The 15,613-nt window shown below is 65.3% G+C and carries 15 protein-coding genes; 4 read left to right on the top strand and 11 right to left on the bottom strand.

Annotated features, from left to right (window positions below):
* On the bottom strand, positions 1-695 hold a 695-nt coding region (locus Q0L57_RS24815; protein ID WP_296745708.1), incomplete at its 3' end, for a substrate-binding domain-containing protein.
* A gap of 598 nt (positions 696-1,293) precedes the next feature.
* On the opposite strand from Q0L57_RS24815, the gene Q0L57_RS24810 reads away from it, so the two are divergent.
* Positions 1,294-2,421 (top strand): LacI family DNA-binding transcriptional regulator, encoded by a 1,128-nt coding sequence (locus Q0L57_RS24810; RefSeq protein WP_296745707.1) that lies wholly within the window; start codon positions 1,294-1,296, stop codon positions 2,419-2,421.
* A gap of 27 nt (positions 2,422-2,448) precedes the next feature.
* On the opposite strand, the gene Q0L57_RS24805 is transcribed toward Q0L57_RS24810, so the two are convergent.
* From Q0L57_RS24805 to Q0L57_RS24790, 4 genes are all read right to left on the bottom strand, one after another.
* A complete protein-coding gene (locus Q0L57_RS24805) occupies positions 2,449-3,204 on the bottom strand; it encodes an ATP-binding cassette domain-containing protein (protein ID WP_296745706.1) in 756 nt (251 codons plus the stop codon).
* On the bottom strand, positions 3,197-4,258 hold the full coding sequence (locus Q0L57_RS24800) for a ribose ABC transporter (RefSeq protein ID WP_296745705.1): 1,062 nt from the start codon (positions 4,256-4,258) through the stop codon (positions 3,197-3,199). The genes Q0L57_RS24805 and Q0L57_RS24800 overlap by 8 nt, the downstream gene beginning before the upstream one ends.
* Before the next feature lie 104 nt (positions 4,259-4,362).
* Positions 4,363-5,340 (bottom strand): ABC transporter substrate-binding protein, encoded by a 978-nt coding sequence (locus Q0L57_RS24795; RefSeq protein ID WP_296745704.1) that lies wholly within the window; start codon positions 5,338-5,340, stop codon positions 4,363-4,365.
* A 421-nt stretch (positions 5,341-5,761) separates the two neighbouring features.
* Positions 5,762-6,667 (bottom strand): sugar-binding transcriptional regulator, encoded by a 906-nt coding sequence (locus tag Q0L57_RS24790; RefSeq protein ID WP_296745709.1) that lies wholly within the window; start codon positions 6,665-6,667, stop codon positions 5,762-5,764.
* 271 nt (positions 6,668-6,938) lie between these two features.
* Between Q0L57_RS24790 and Q0L57_RS24785 the strand changes: the two genes are divergently transcribed.
* From Q0L57_RS24785 to Q0L57_RS24775, 3 genes are all read left to right on the top strand, one after another.
* Positions 6,939-7,844, top strand: coding sequence for a tagatose-bisphosphate aldolase (locus Q0L57_RS24785; protein ID WP_296745703.1), 906 nt, complete (start codon positions 6,939-6,941; stop codon positions 7,842-7,844).
* Positions 7,845-7,992: 148 nt separating this feature from the next.
* Entirely contained in the window at positions 7,993-9,426 is a 1,434-nt protein-coding gene (locus Q0L57_RS24780; RefSeq protein ID WP_296745702.1) for an ROK family protein, read from the top strand.
* A gap of 77 nt (positions 9,427-9,503) precedes the next feature.
* A complete protein-coding gene (locus tag Q0L57_RS24775; protein WP_296745701.1) occupies positions 9,504-10,304 on the top strand; it encodes a class I SAM-dependent methyltransferase in 801 nt (266 codons plus the stop codon).
* A gap of 53 nt (positions 10,305-10,357) precedes the next feature.
* Here the strand turns inward: Q0L57_RS24775 and Q0L57_RS24770 are convergent, their stop codons facing one another.
* From Q0L57_RS24770 to Q0L57_RS24745, 6 genes are all read right to left on the bottom strand, one after another.
* Complete coding sequence (locus Q0L57_RS24770) at positions 10,358-10,669, bottom strand: hypothetical protein (RefSeq protein ID WP_296745700.1); 312 nt, start codon at positions 10,667-10,669, stop codon at positions 10,358-10,360.
* A gap of 18 nt (positions 10,670-10,687) precedes the next feature.
* Positions 10,688-11,626, bottom strand: coding sequence for a sugar phosphate isomerase/epimerase (locus Q0L57_RS24765; RefSeq protein ID WP_296745699.1), 939 nt, complete (start codon positions 11,624-11,626; stop codon positions 10,688-10,690).
* A 33-nt stretch (positions 11,627-11,659) separates the two neighbouring features.
* Complete coding sequence (gene iolG / locus Q0L57_RS24760) at positions 11,660-12,652, bottom strand: inositol 2-dehydrogenase (protein WP_296745698.1); 993 nt, start codon at positions 12,650-12,652, stop codon at positions 11,660-11,662.
* A gap of 66 nt (positions 12,653-12,718) precedes the next feature.
* Positions 12,719-13,537, bottom strand: coding sequence for a carbohydrate ABC transporter permease (locus Q0L57_RS24755; protein ID WP_296745697.1), 819 nt, complete (start codon positions 13,535-13,537; stop codon positions 12,719-12,721).
* Positions 13,534-14,439 (bottom strand): carbohydrate ABC transporter permease, encoded by a 906-nt coding sequence (locus Q0L57_RS24750; RefSeq protein ID WP_296745696.1) that lies wholly within the window; start codon positions 14,437-14,439, stop codon positions 13,534-13,536. Before Q0L57_RS24750 ends, Q0L57_RS24755 begins: the two co-directional genes overlap by 4 nt.
* On the bottom strand, positions 14,439-15,613 hold a 1,175-nt coding region (locus Q0L57_RS24745; RefSeq protein ID WP_296745695.1), incomplete at its 5' end, for an extracellular solute-binding protein. The genes Q0L57_RS24750 and Q0L57_RS24745, both read right to left, overlap by 1 nt.

The following is a 15,613-nucleotide window of genomic DNA, read 5'->3' as shown; positions in this document are numbered from 1 at the left end:
TCGCGCAGCGCCTCATAGATGCGCGGCGTGTTGTAGGAGTAGAAGCCGACCATGCAGGTGATGTCGGGGCTGGCGACCAGCGCGTCCTCGACATTCTTCTTGGCGCGCGCCTGGTCGATATCGTCGCCGCGCACGTCGACCAGCTCGATCTTGCTGCCGGCGAGCCCGTCCTTCATGCCCTGGATGCGTTCCTTGGCGTTGTCGGCGCCGAGCAGGCCGACGAAGCCCAGGCACTTGCCGCCATTCGGCATCGCCTTCTTGGCGATCTCGGCCGCCTGCTTGCCGGCATCGACGTTGGACGAGCCGATATAGGCGACGCGCTTGGTCTGGGGAGCGTCGGAGTCGGTGGTGAACAGCGCGGTTTCTGACGCGATCTTGTTCAGCCCGTCAGTCGAGGTCTTGGGGTCCACGGCGGAGACCATGATGCCCTTGACGCCGGCCGTCACAAGGTCGTCCATGAGCCGCTGCTGGATGGCGACCGACGATTGCTCGGGGTATTTGAGTTCGAGAGTGTAGTCTGGCAGTTCACCCTGCGCCTTCTTCACGCCGGCTTCCGCGGCCTTCCAGAAGTCTGACGCGCCGTTGACGACGAAGGCCAGCGTCGGCTTGTCGTCCGCGCGGGCAACCGCTGTGGCCGCAAGACCGAGCAGCAAGGCCGCCGCGGCGACGGATGCGTTACGGATCATGGATTTCATGGTTCAACCTCCCTTTTGAAACTCATCGCTGGTGCCTCGGCTGCGGCCCGGACGCCTCCTCCTCCAAGGGTATCGCCCAGCAGGCTGGCAACTGGTTCGGACCGATCCAGCCGCGACCGAAACACTAGACACTGATTTGCAGTACGTAAATAGTCCGATTTGTCTGACATTTTCGTGAGAGCGTGGCGTACCTCTCCGGCGAGTTGCCGGCCGGTGGGTGCGCTCGTCTCCCGCTTGCCGACATCGACCGAGAAGCTCGATCGAGTGTGCGGCCAGTTGACAGTAGAACGCTCAAGGCTATTAGTAAAGAGTATTAGTTATGAAGCTTGAAGGGACCTGGTCGCGGCGAAGGAGAGGCGAACCGGTGGGTAGGCACGAGAGGCTTCCGAGGAGGTCTGATACCATGCGAAATTACCGGATTTGTCAGCTTTGCTGACCTTGTTCGGCTGTTTCGTAGGTGCGCAATGCGGCTGGCGTCTGATGCGCCAGGGTCGATAATAGTTATAAGCAAGGGCGCTTTCCATAAACGCGCCCTGGCCATGCATCTTGCCGTAGCCGCGGGCCTTGCTTAAGAGCCGGCTGGGTTTGGGAAACGAACATGAGCGAACCGACGGAACTGCGCGATCCTCCAGACACATCCAGGCGCCGCAAGCCGTCCGCCAAGCCGAAGGGTCGTGTCACCATGACCGACATCGCGCGGGCCGCCGGCTGCTCGCAGGCGACGGTCTCCTTCGTGCTCAACAATTCGCCGGGCATACGGCTGTCGCAGCAGACCCGCGACCGCGTCGTCGAGGCAGCCCGCTCGCTAGGCTATACTCCACCGGTCTTTTCCGCCCTGCGTCCGCCCGTCGCGCCGTTCGAGGGACTTGACGGCGTCATCGGCTTTGCCGTCGACCAGCTCGCCACCAGCCCCGAGGCGGTGGTCGCCATCGAGGGCGCGCGCCAGGCCTCGTGGAACGCGGGCAACGTGCTCCTGGTGGCGCAGACCATGGGCGATGCGGTGATGGAGCCGCGCGCTGTCCAGGCGCTGACCCGGCGCGGCATCTCGGCGCTGATCTACATGACCATCTTCACCCGCGAGATCACGGCGCCGGACTTCCTCTACAGTCTCGACATCCCCGTCATCCTGCTCAACTGCTACACGGCCGACTATGCCTTCCCGGCGGTGGTGCCTTCCGAGATCGCCGGCGGCCAGAGCTCGACAAGGCATCTCATCAGCCACGGCCACCGCCGCATCGCCACCATCACCGGCGAGCCCTGGATGCAGGCGGCGCAGGACCGCCTGAAGGGCTATCGCCGCGCTCTCGCCACAGCCGACATCCCGTTCGACCCCGATTTGGTGGTCGAGGGCGATTGGTCGGCAAGCGCTGGCTACGCCGCGACCGTCAAACTCCTGGCGCTGAAGGATCGCCCGAGCGCCATCTTCTGCCAGAACGACCGCACCGCGATCGGCTGTTACGAGGCATTGAAGGAAGCCGGCCTGCATATCCCGCAGGACATTTCGGTGGTCGGCTACGACGACGAGGAAATCGCCCGCCATTTGTTCCCGCCGCTGACGACCTCGATCCTGCCGCATCTGGCGATGGGCCAGTGGGCGATCGAGCAACTGGAGACGCCGCCCGCGCCCGGCCGGGGTCGCTACCCCATCACCAAGTTGGAATGCCCGCTGGTCGAGCGGGAGAGCGTGGCGCCCCCCGCGTCTCAGAAAGCGCCCGCGACGGACTGATCCGCCTGGCGGGGCCGGCCTGCCGGCCTATCCCCCGACCATCAGCTTGACCACCTCGTCGTGGTTGGTCTCCGCGATCTTGCGTTCGCCGGCCTGGACGCCGCGCCGAAGCACGACGATGCGATCCGAGACCGCGAAAATATCCTGCAGGTTGTGCGAGATGAAGATAACGCCGCGCCCCTGCGCCTTGAGCTGGTGGATGAGCGAGATCACCTTGCGCTGTTCCGGCACGCCAAGCGCGGCTGTCGGTTCGTCCATGATCAGGATCTGTGCATCCCAGTAGACGGCTCGCCCTATGGCGACGGCCTGGCGCTGGCCGCCGGAGAAATTGCTGACCGGAGCCTCAAGCCGGCTGACGTGGAAATCCAGCCGCTTCATTGTCTCCCTGGCCGCCTCGGCCATTGCCTTGCGGTCGAGCACCGGCAGGAAGCCGAACGCCTTGCGCATCGGCTCGCGGCCGAGGAAGATATTGGCGCCGATGGACAGATTGTCCGCCAGAGCCAGATCCTGATAGATCGTCTCGATGCCCTTCTCGCGCGCCTCCTGCGGCGTCGCGAAAGCCACGGGTTGTCCGCCGAGCAGGATTTCTCCGCCGGTGGGCTGGAACACACCTGAGATCGCCTTGATCAGCGTCGTCTTGCCGGCGCCGTTGTCGCCGGCAAGCGCCACCACTTCGCCCGGACGCACGGTCATGGAGAAATCGCTGAGCGCGCGCACGGCGCCGAAGTGCTTGGACAGGTTGCGGACTTCCAGCAGGGGCGCGGTCTGGTTGGGGCTATTCATCCTGGCGGCCTCCACTGAACCGGCGCTGCGCCTGGTCGATGAGAACGGAAATGATGATGACGACGCCGACGGCGATGAACTGCCAGAACGGTTCGACATTGACGAAGACCAGCCCGTACTGGATGACCGCGATCACCAGCGCGCCGGCGACGGTGCCGAAGATTGTGCCGGAGCCGCCGAACAGGCTGGCGCCGCCGATCACCACCGCCGCGACACTGTCGAGCAGCAATGGCTCGCCCGCCTGCGCGGCACCGGCGGTGAAGCGCGCGGCATAGAGCGCGCCGCCAAGGCCGGCGCACATTGCCGAAAGCACATAGAGCCGCAGGATATGGCTCCTGATGTCGATGCCTGCGCGGCGCGCGGCCTGCACATTGGCGCCGATGGCGTAATTGTGCTGGCCGAACCGCGTCTGGCTGAGCAGATAGTGCATCACGATCACGAAGACGGCGGTGATCAGCACCAGGTAGGGCACGCCGTAGAACTTGCCGTTGCCAAGCAGCGCGAACCAGGAGTTCTGCACCGGAACCGTCGTGCCGCCGGCAAGCAGGTAGGCCGCTCCCCGGGCGACGCCGAACATGCCGAGCGTGCCGATGAAGGGTGGAACTTTGAGGCGCGAGATGAGCAGGCCATTGATGACGCCGGGCACGCCGGCGACGATGACCGCGGCGAGAATGCCTGCCAGCATGGCCAGCGGCAGCGGAATGACAGCGCCCGCCATGTTCGTCGCATGCGCGGCAATGACGGCAGCCAGCCCCATGATGAAGCCGAGCGAAAGGTCGATGCCGCCCGAAATGATGACGAAGGTCTGTCCAGTCGCGAGCAGCAGCGGCGCCACGGCGAAGATGGCGATGGACTGCAGGTTGAACGGATTGAGCACGAAGGTCGCGCCGAAGGCGAGCCTTGACCAGATCTCGAAACAGATGATCAGGCCGGCAAGGAACAGCCAGGCGCGCCCTTCGGCGATGCGTGCGATCAGGCTCCTGGCCGGATCGCCGTGATCGGCCTGAGGGGCGACATGCTGCTCGGCCGGCTGGGCTGGTGATGTCGAGGTCATGGATACTCCGCGGCGCGGCTGCCTTCAAAAAAAGGTCCCGCCTCTGGCGGGGACCCGGCACAGGCTCCTCCCGGCTGACCGGGAGGAGCCACGCTCGTCCGAACTTACTCGGAGTAAAGGTACTTCGAGATGTTCGGGTCCGCGACGTTCGACTTGTTCATGATGGTGAAGCCCGTACCGATCGCGACCGGGATCGAATGTCCCGTCAGATGTGCGTAAGCCGAAACGACGCCGTAGTAGCCGATCTCGGCGGGATGCTGGGCGATAGCCACGTCCACCAGGCCGGTGTTGATGTTGTCGACGATGCTGGTCGGAGCATCGAACGCAACCACCTTGACGGTACCGGTCTGTCCGGCCTGCTTGACGCCGTTGGCGGCGCCCAGCGCCGAGAAGAGGTTGGCGCCGAACACACCGACCAGGTCGGGATTGCGCGCGAACACCGCCTGCAGTTGCGAGGCCGCCTTGTTAGCGTCGTCGTCATTGAACTGGGTTTCCAGCACGGTGATGCCGGAGTGCTTGGCCATCTCCTTCTTGAAGCCCTCCTCGCGCTGGTCGGTCGTCGAGACGCCCGGCTTGACGTTCGAGACGTAGACCTTGCCCTTGTCGCCGATGGCGGTGGCAAGCGCGCGCGCGGCGATTTCGCCGCCCAGCACGTTGTCCGAGGCGATATAGGCCAGCGGGAAATCGGCGTCTCCGGCGCCGGTCTGGTATGTGCCGGTGCCGATGAAGGTGTCGACGGTGATCACCGGAATACCGGCGTCATTGGCCTTGCGCAGCGGCTCGATCAACTGGACCTTGTCCGTCGGCGCGATCAGAATCGCGTCCGGTTTCTTGGCGATAACCGCGTCGAGCACGGGAACCTGGGTGACCGGGTTGAAATCCGGGGCGCCCTGGAACACCAGGTTCACACCGAGCGCGTCGGCCGCGGCCTGCGCGCCCTTGCGCATGGTGATGTAGAAGCCGTCGGTGGTCAGGCCCGGAATGAGCGCGATGGTGAATTTCTTGTCTTCGGCGTGGGCGGGCGCGATCAACGCCGATGCCGAGATGGCAAGCGCCGCGAGCGCGGCAGCAATCTTCTTCATGAACTCCTCCTCATTGTGGTCGGCGGATTCGCCGTTGCAAGTGACATCGGGATGGCCGCTGATCCACTCAGGATGCCGACGGCCGGAAACACCTGTCTGCTCTCTTAGGCGGCTTTCCTCCCAAGCGCCCTTCGATCGATATGTCAGCCCGGTCGGGGCCGATCGGTCCGTTGGTCGCGGCCTCGTTTGCTGGCCTCCGCCAGGTCCGAGCAACCGCGTCGCCCAGGTTCATCCACACCGGGCGCCCAAACTGTAACACTTTGCAGAAATAAATTGCAACTCGGTTTTCCGAGGTCGCGGCGGCAGCCTTTTGCATCGGCAGCATCGACCTGCTCCAAGAGCCCCGGCGGACTATCGCGCCGAGCTTGCGGCGACACAACCGATTTCACGCCGGCTGCCTCCGAAGGCTCTCGGATCGTGCTTAGCGGCGCGGCAGGATGTCGATGATGGCCTGCGCCGTATTCGTATCCGTCACTAGGGCGTTGATCAGCCCGGCGCGAACGGCGCCGATGATCGCTCTAGCCTTCTCGGGAGAAGCCGCGATGCCGATCACGAGCCGTGTGGCCCGAAGCTGAGCCGGCGACATCGCAATCATCCGGCCCTCGCCCTCCCATGAGATGAGCGTGCCCGCGGCGTCGAAATAGTGCCGGAGCACATCGCCGGCAGCGTGAACCAGCGCCTGCTCGCTCGGCGTGGCCGCGCTCGCCTCCGGTGCGTTGATGGCGTGCGGCAGGCCGATACCGACGATCGCGACGTCGGTCCGATCCCAAAGCGCCACGGCGTCGCGGATGGCTGCATCGCCGAGAAAGACCTCACGCAGCTCGCTGGATGGCAGATAGGGCGCATGGATGAAATGTGGCGTTCCGCCAAGCTCCTCGGCCGCCAGCCGCACGAACTCGTTGATCTGGAAATGTGCGGCGTGCTGCTGCATGCCGCCGGTGGCGGCGACGGTCATCACGCCGGGAATGCGCGGAAGGCCCGCCCGGATCACCTCGCGCACGGCCCGCCCCCAGCCGATGGCCACCACCGAACCGGCCGCCAGTTGCGCCTGCTTCAGCAGGCCGCCGAGCGGCGCGGCCAGCGCGGTCAACGCGCCGGCCGATGGCGTCTCGATCACCGCGGCGTCACGAAGCCCCAGTCCATCGATCAGCTGTCTGGTGATGTCCTCCGGCGTCGCCAGATCGATAACCTCGATCCTGACGATCCCCTCGGCTCGCGCCCGCTGCAGCAGGCGCGAGATCGTCGCTGTCGAGACGCCGAGCTGCCGCGCGATGTCGACCTGCGACATCTCCGCCACATAGTGCAGCTTGGCGACCGTGTGCAGCATCGTGCGAGAAGCGGTCGCATCCTGGATGGAAGGCACAGACAGCTTGCAATTCCTTTCAGCAACGTGTTACAGAACCTACCGACGGGAGTTATCGCGCAAATTCCGCAGACTCGCAACGTGGCTCGGCAGCGTAGGCGGGCACTCTCTTAGAGGTCGATAACGCGCCAAGGCGACTAGATTTTCCCCACCGGCAAGGTTGGGAAACGGAGCATTCTCGTCCTAGCAGTATATCCGCGTCCGGCAATCGGGCGCCAACCCGGATGGAAGAACCATGGCAAAGATGACCACCTCCGAACTGCGCGGCTACCAGCAGATCTGCGGACCGGACGGGGCCATAATGGCCATCGCCTGCGACCAGCGCGGCGGCATGCGCACCTTGCTGGCGTCGGACCCGGCCGAGCAGGCCAGGATCACCAACGACATGCTTGGCGACACCAAGTCCGACATCACCCGATATCTCGCCAGCGAGGCGTCCTGCGTGCTGCTCGACCCGCTTTGCGCGGTGCCGCGTGTCGTCGACGAGGGCGTGCTCAACCGCGATACCGCGCTCCTCATCGGGCTCGATGCCTCGGGCTATGATGTCTCGCCGGAAGGCTATCGCCTGTCGCGCCTCGTTCCCGGCATCGACGCGCGTCGCGTGCGTGAGCTCGGCGGCACCGGCGGCAAGATCATGGTCTATCTCAGGGCCGACCGGCCCGAGGCGAACGGGCACAACGTCGCCATTCTCAAGCAATGCATCGCCGACTTCGCCAGGGAGGACCTTCTGCTCGTGGTCGAGTTCCTGACCTATCAGCTGGAGGGCGAAAGCGCGGAGGACTACGCCGCCAGGGTTCCCTCGCTGGTCGAGGAAGGCACGCGCATTTCGCTGGATTGCGGGGCGAAGGTGCTCAAGCTTCCTTATCCGGGCACGCCGGAGGCCTGCGCCAGGATCACCAGTCTTGCCGGCGATGTGCCGTGGGCGGTGCTGTCGGCCGGCGTCAACCACGCCACATTCCTCGGTCAGGTCGAGATCGCCATGAAGAACGGCGCCTCGGGCGTGATCGCGGGCCGTTCGCTTTGGAAGGATTGCATCTCGCTCGATCGTGACGTCCAGCGCGAAAGGCTTCGGACCGTCGCCGTCGCGAGGCTGCGCGAGATCCAGGCGGTGATCGGCAACTACAGCCGCAAGGCTGCCTGATTCAGGTGAGGCCGGCCTGCAAACGCCGGCTTCCTGCGCTTCCGGTGCTCACGTACTTTAAGTACGCTCCGCTCCGGTTCTCGAAAACCGCCGTTTTCGGCTAGGCCTGACCTGAATCGCAGGTTGGAGCCAGACAATACGGGACATCATGCCACACAGGTCGATGGCCATTGGGATCGATATCGGCGGCACCAATCTGCGCGCCGCCGTGATCACGGGCGCGGGTGAGATCCTCAGGCGCGTGTCCGAGAAGAGCGCGCCCGATCCGGAACTGGTGCTCGGCCGGATCGCCGATATGGTGCGCCGGCTGGACAGGCCGGAGGTGGCGGCCATCGGTGTCGGCGTTCCGGGTCGCGTCGATGCCCGGCATCGCGCTGTTCTGTCAGGCGGCTATGTCGACCTTGCCTCCATCGCGTTGGCGCCGCGCCTGGAGGGCATGACCGGCAAGCCCGTCGTCATCGACAATGATTGCAATATGGCGCTGGTCGCCGAAATGGCCTTGGGCACGCCGACCGGCTACGGCAACGTCGTGATGTTCACCATCGGCACCGGCATCGGCGGCGCTGTCGCGGAAGGCGGACGCATCGTGCGCGGCAGCGCGACGGCGGGTCAGCTCGGCCACATCGGCGTCGATCCTCGCGGCGAGGTTTGCAAGTGCGGCCGGCGCGGTTGTGTCGAGACCACCAGTTCGGGAACGGCGCTCGGCTGCCATATCGCCCGCGCCGGCCTAGGTCCGGACATCTCGGTCGACCAGCTCTTTGCCCGCGCCGAATCCGGGGACGTGTCGGCGCGCGGCATACTGGACGCCTGGGCAAGACCGTTGCGCGCCGCTGTCGATACGGCGGTCGCGATGTTCAGCCCGGATCTGGTGCTGCTGGGCGGCGGCCTTGGCCAGGCGGCGCACAGGGCGCTTGCGGAAATCCCGGCCGAGGCGCCGTGGTACCAGGCGCCGGTTCAGGCGGCCCGGCTCGGCGACGATGCAGGTGTCATCGGCGCCGGTCTGCAGGCGCTTGCCATGCCGGCCCCGGGAGCTTCGGCGCGGCCGGCTGGCCGACGCGCGGTGCTGGTCAATGGCATTCCGGCCTCGGGCAAGAGCACTGTCGCGCGCTTCATCTCGCAACACATGGGCTGGCCGCAGCTCGCGCTGGACACCGTCAAGAACCCGTTTCTCGAAGCCCTTGGCGGCGCGGACCGCGAGTTCAACCGCACCCTTGGCCGCGCCAGCTACGCCGCCATCTGGTCGATCGTCAGCGAGGCTCCGGCGGGCACCACCTTCGTCGTCGATGCCTGGTTCGGCTTCCAGCCGCGCGAGTTGCTCGAGGATCATCTGCGCCGCGCCGGAATCGAACAGACCGCCGAGATCTGGTGCCACGCGCCGGGTGAGGTGTTGGCCGAACGCTACCGCGCCCGCCTGGGCCAGCGCCCTGCCGGACATCCGGGTGCCGCCTATATCCCCGAACTGGTCGAATTGGCCAAGCGCGCCGAACCGCTGCGACGCGGTCCGTTGTTCGACGTCGACACAACGAAGCTTGTTGATTTCGATGCGATCGCCGCCTGGCTGCGCGCCGTGATGCCGGACTAGAGCCGCGACGGCTCCGCCCTTCGCTTGGCATCGAACCCGTCAAGGTCTAGCCTCGCCTCCATCCAAGGGAGAGCGAGATGACGTCGATTTTCACCGTTCATGCGGCCTCGGGCTATGAGCAACTCATGGGCCGGTGGAGCCGGCGGCTGGCGCCGCTCTTCATCGACTTTGCCGGTCTGGCGAGCAACGAAAACATCCTCGACGTCGGCTGCGGCACCGGCAGCCTGACCTTCGAGCTGGCGAAATCCGCCGATCTCGCTCAAATCCAGGCCATCGACTTCTCGCCCGTCTTCGTCGAAGCGGCAAGGCAGCGCAACACCGATCCGCGCATCACTTTCCAGCAGGCCGACGCCACCGCGCTGCCTTTCGCCGACAATGCGTTCGATCGCGCTCTGGCGCTGCTCGTTCTCCACTTCGTCCCCGAAACCGGCAAGGCGGTGGCCGAGATGCGCCGCGTGGTGCGGCCAGGCGGTGTGGTCGCCGCCGTGGTGTGGGATCACTACGGCGGCATGCCAAGCTTCCGCATGATGGTCGACACGGTGGCGGCGCTCGGCGAAAGCGGGCGCCAGTTGCGCACGCGCTATTGCTTCCAGCCGATGATGCAGCCGGGCGAAATGAAGCGGACTTTTGTGGATGAGGGCCTGGACGACGTAACCGAAACCGAGCTGATGGTGCGCATGGATTACGACGACTTCGACGACTACTGGGCGCCGATCGCCGCCGGCGAAGGTCCGCTCGGAAAGTATATGACAACGCTCGATGCGGCAGAGCGATTGCGCGTCGAGGCCGCCGTCCGCGATGCCTATCAGGCCGGCCGTCCCGACGGTCCCAGGTCGTTCGCCAACGTCGCCTGGGCCTGCCGGGGCATCGTGCCTTAATTCCACGGATAGCGCGAACCGGTTTTCCGTTCCGCAATCGCGGAAACAAACGTTCAGCATGACCTCAGCTGCTGGCGCACCGCGTCGCGAAAACTGCGGAAACTGGGGAATCCGAGAAGCGCCAGCAGCCTGATCAGCGTCGTGGTTGAAAGGCCGGTCGCCTCGGCCATGCCGGCCGCCGTCATGAAGGCGGCGTCGGCCCATCGGCTGCGCAGGAAGTCGCCGAGCGCCGGATGCTTGGCGACGAGTTTCGGCTCGCAGGCCAGCGCCGCGACCAGCGATGGTGGCGGTATCGGTCTCGCCGACCGTGTCGGCGTCGGCCGGCGGAAGGCCGGCTTGGGCGCGAGCAACTCGACATGTGCCATCGGTCGTCCCAAATCGCCCTAAGCCAGGTTGATGGCGACGTTGCGCAGCAGCGCCACGGATTTGCGCATGCCCTCCATCGGCGACAGCATCATGTCCTCATGCTCGATGGAGAGAACGTCGTCATAGCCGGCCTGCTTCAGCGCCGTACAGAACTGCCGCCACCAGGTCTCGCCGTGGCCATAGCCCAACGTGATGTAGTTCCATGCCCGGTCGGCATAGTGGTTTGGCGGGCGCGCATCGAGCACGCCGTCGATGGCCGCCGGTATAGGCTCGACACGTGTGTCCTTGGCGTGAACATAGTAGATGGCCGAGCCAAGCTTGCGCACGGCGGCGATCGGATCGGCGCCCATCCACATCGGATGGCTTGGATCGTAGTTCGCGCCGACCGTTTCGCCGACGGCGTCACGCAGGCGGAACAGCGTCTGGACATTGTACACGGCCTGGTGGCCGTGCAGCTCCAGGCACAATTTGCGAATGCCGAGATTGTTCGAAAACGCCACCAGGTCGCGCCAGTACGGAATGATGCAATCGTCCCACTGGTAGCGCTGGATGTCGGCGCATTCGGGCGGCCAGTCGGTGATGATCCAGTTGGGGTTGGCGTCGCCCGGCCCGCCAGGCAGCCCGGACATCATGACCACGCGATCGATCCCCATCAGGTTCGCCAGCCGGATCGTGTCCTCGGTCACCTGACGGTGCTTCTTGCCTTGCGGCCCCGGATGCAGCGGATTGCCCGAACAGTTGAGCGCGGCGATCGTCAGCCCGTGGTCACGGACCTTGGCGACGAATTCCGCGCGGGCCACCGCGCTGCCCAGCATGGCCGCGAGATCGATGTGCGGCGCGGACGACCAGTTGCCGCAGGCGAATTCCAGTGTCTCCAACCCGAGTTCGGCCGAGGCGCGCAGCATCTCGTCGAAGGACAGGTTGCCCAGGCTGTCGGTGATCATGCCAATCTTCATTTGGGAACTCCCGGTTGACTTCAGACCATCCGCTCACAGCTTTACGGGCTCGAACCTGCCGGACCTCGCGGAGGCAAGCGCCGCCTCGCATAGGATCATGGCCTTGCGGCCGTCGCTGGCCGTGACGGCTGGCTTCCTGCCCGTTTCGACGCAATCGATGAAGTGATCGATCTCGGCGGCGTAGGACTCCGCGTAGCGCTCGACGAAGAAGTAATAGGGCTTGTCGCGCGATATGCCCTTGCCGCCATACATCTCCACCGAGGTCGGCAGCCGGTTGCCGGCGAGCAGCATGCCATCGGCGCCATGCACCTCGATGCGCTGGTCGTAGCCGTAGGCGGCCCTGACGCTGTTGTTGATGTGGCACTGGCGGCCGGACGAGGTGCGCAGGATGAACATCGCGGTGTCGTAGTCGCCGAGCTTGCTGTATTGCGGCGCCACCAGCGAGGAGCCGGTCGCGAAGAGCTCGACCGGCTCCTCGTCGAGCAGGTTCCGCGCCATGTCGAAGTCGTGGATGGTCATTTCGCGAAAGACGCCGCCGCCGCCGGCCAGCGCTTCCTCGGTTTCGGGCTCGGGGTCGCGGCTGGTGATGATGACCTGCTCGACGGCGCCGATCTCGCCCCCGGCGAGGCGCTCCTTCAGCGCCCGGAAGCTTGGATCGAAGCGGCGGTTGAAACCGATCTGGAACGGCACCCCGGCCGTCTCGACCACGGCAAGACATTCATCCGTGCGCTTCAGGTCGAGGTCGATCGGCTTTTCGCAGAAGATCGCCTTGCCTCTCGCCGCCGCGGCCATTGCAAGCTCGGCATGCGTGCGTGTCGCCGAGGCGATGAACACCATCTTCACCGACGGATCGTTCATCACCGTCTCGGTGTCCGCGATCTCGGCGCCGGTAACCGCGGCGACCTTCTGCGCCGCCTCGCGATTAGGGTCGACGATGTAGCGCAGCCTCACCTTTGGGTGGCGCGCGAGATTGCCCGCATGCACGCGGCCGATCAGCCCCACCCCGAACAGACACACATCCATCATGCGTTCGACTTTCCCATCAGGCCGCGCCATCGCGGGGCTGCCGGTTCAACTTGTCCTGAGCGATATTCATTTCACCGCGCCCATGGTCAGCCCGCGCACCAGATGGCGCTGCACCAGGAGCGCGAAGAAGACGATAGGCAGCGCGCCGATGACGCCGGCCGCCGCCATCGAGGCCCAGTCGGTGTCGATGCGTCCGATGAGCGTCGCGGTGCCGCGCGGCATGGTCATGGCGCGCGGCGTCGCCGTCAGCGCCAGCGCGAAGAGGAATTCATTGAAGGTGACCAGCACCGCGAAAATGGCGGTGGCCGCGAGCCCGGGTGCTGCCAATGGCAGCGTGATGCGGCGGAAGGCGCCGAAACGCGAATCGCCGTCGACCATCGCGGCTTCCTCGAGATCGACGGGGATCTCGCGGAAGAAGCTCTCCATCATCCAGACGCAGAAGGTTATGTTGAAGGCTGTGTAGGTGGCGATCAGGCCGAGCCAGCTGTCGAGCAGGCCGAGGCTGAGCATCAGCAGGTAGACGGGTATCAGGATAACGACCGGCGGGATGATGCGCAGCGTCAACAGGAACAGGCCGACCTTGCGCTCCGCGGCGAAAGGCAGTCGGAACCTGGCGATCGCATAGGCACCCATTGCGCCCGCGACCAGCGCGATGGCAACGGAGAAGAAGGTCACCACCAGCGAGTTCGTCAGGTAGGACCCGAACTGCTTTTCGGTGAACAGACGAACATAGTTGTCGAGCGTCGGCGCGTGCGGGTAGAGCGTGCCTTCCTGCGTTATCTCGCGGTTGGACTTGAGCGACGTGGAGACCAGCCAGTAGATCGGCATCAGCACGACGGCCAGCACGAAGATCGTGGTCAGGATGCGCGTCAGACGGGTGCTCATGACGCGTCGATCCTGCGCAGCAGCCTGATGGCGCTGAAGGCGAGCGCGAGCACGACGAGGCCGATCGTCACGAACAATGCCGCCGCGTATCCGGTCTGCTGGAACTTGAACGCGGTGTCGTAGCCGTAGATCGAGATCAGCCTCGTCGCTTCGCCCGGCCCGCCACGGGTCAACACGAAGACCTGGTCGAAGGTGCCGAAAGCATCGATGGTGCGCAGCACGATGGCGACCGCCAGCACCGGCCGCATCATCGGGAAGGTGAGATCGGCGAAGACGCGCCAGGCGCCGGCGCCGTCGACGCGCGCCGCCTCGAACGGCTCGTGCGGCAGCGATTGCAGCCCGGCGAGCAGGATCAGGAACATCAGCGGCGTCCATTCCCAGACGTCGAGCACGACAAGGCCGATGAAGGCGTTGAGCGGGTTGCCGAGGATCTGGACCTCGCCGCCGCCCACGGCCCGCGAGAGCGCCGTCAGCATGCCGGCGTCGCTGGCGTAGATCAGCCGGAAGACGATGGCGACGACGACCGGCGTGACCACCATCGGGATGATGAGCACCGTCCGGAGCAGCCGGATGCCGCGAAACTCGTGCAGGCAGAACAACGCCAGCGCAAAGCCCAGCACCGCCTCGAACGACACCGACAGCGCGACGAACTTCACTGTGACCCAGAGCGCGTTGAGGAACTGTCCGTCGCTCCACAGATGCGCGTAGTTCTGCAGGCCGACGTCGGCGATCGGCGAGCCGTAGCGGTAGGCTTTGGTGCTGGCCTTCAATCCGTCCCAGAGCGGATAGACCAGCACGCCCAGAACGATCATTAGCCCGGGCGCCAGCATGAGGTATGGGAGGGCGAGGTCGAGCCCCGCCCCTTGCAGGCGATCCTTGCGCACCTGCGTCCCGATCTGCATCAGTAGTAACCCGCCTGGGTCAAATAGTCCTTGACCTGCTTGGCCGCGTTGTCCAGCGCCGCGCCGCCGCCAGAACCGGCCTGCAGCGCCTTGTTGAGCTCGATGCCGAGCAGTTCCTCGACCTTGGCCCAGTCCGGCGTGCGCGGCCTCGGCAGCGCGCCCGCGTCGAGCTGCTGCAGCGCGACCGGGATCAGCCGGTTCCCGGGCTTGGCGATGCCGAAGGCGCTGCGCTTGACCGGAATGGAGCCGGCTTCGGATAGCTTGGCCTGGGTTTCGGCGCTGACATACCACTTGAGGAACTCGATCGAGTTCGCCTTGTTGGGGGCCGATTTCGGCACGCCGGCAATGAAGATGCCCATTTGGGCGATCGCCTTCTGCTGTTTCGGCACGACGCCGAAATCGAGCTTGCCGGCCACCTTGGTCTGCGAGGGGTCGTCGGATTTCAAGGCGTTGCCGGAATACTGGATGATCGCGCCCGCGTCGCCGCCCAGGATCGCGGCGCCTTCCTGGTCGGAATCGAATTCGACAACACCGCTCGGCGCGTTCTGCTTCATGGCGCCGACGAAGAAATCAGCCGAGGCCTTGCCTTCCACGGAGTTGAAGATCGGGTTCCACTTGTCGTCGAAGAACGAGCCGCCGAACGAAAGGAAGATCGGATACCAGCTGGTGACGATCGGGTTGCCTGAGACGCCTCGGAAGACGACCGGATATTTGATCTTGCCGGCGGCGACCCCTTCCTTGCCCTTGGCGATCACCTCGTCCCAGGTCTTCGGCGCGCCGGAGGTGTAGACGTCGTTGCGGTAGGTCAGCGTCTGCAGGTCGCCGACGAAGGGTACGCAGATCAGCGTCGGCTTGGCGTTCTCGAAGCCCTTGACGCGCGGCCCGTCCTGCGGCGGCCAGTAGCCCATGTCGATCATCGAGCCGATCCAGTCCTTGTCGGAACCGTCTATGCCGCCGGCGGCCAGATCCTCCAGCACATTGGCGGCGCCGAATTGCGGCACCCACGGATCGTCGAGCAGATAGAGGTCGTACTGGCCGGCGCCGTTATGGGCGTCAGCGAACCACTTCTCCAGCGTCACGCCATATTCGTCCTCGAGGAACTCGATGTCGAAGCCCTGTTCCTTCGCCAGCGGGATGATCTTTTCCTTGAACGGCGTCAGCCCGCCATCGGCGA

Source organism: Mesorhizobium sp. (assembly GCF_024509055.1).
Classification (GTDB): Bacteria; Pseudomonadota; Alphaproteobacteria; order Rhizobiales; family Rhizobiaceae; genus Mesorhizobium.
Note: the sequence above shows the minus strand (reverse complement) of the source record. Positions and strands in the feature narration are given on the sequence as shown.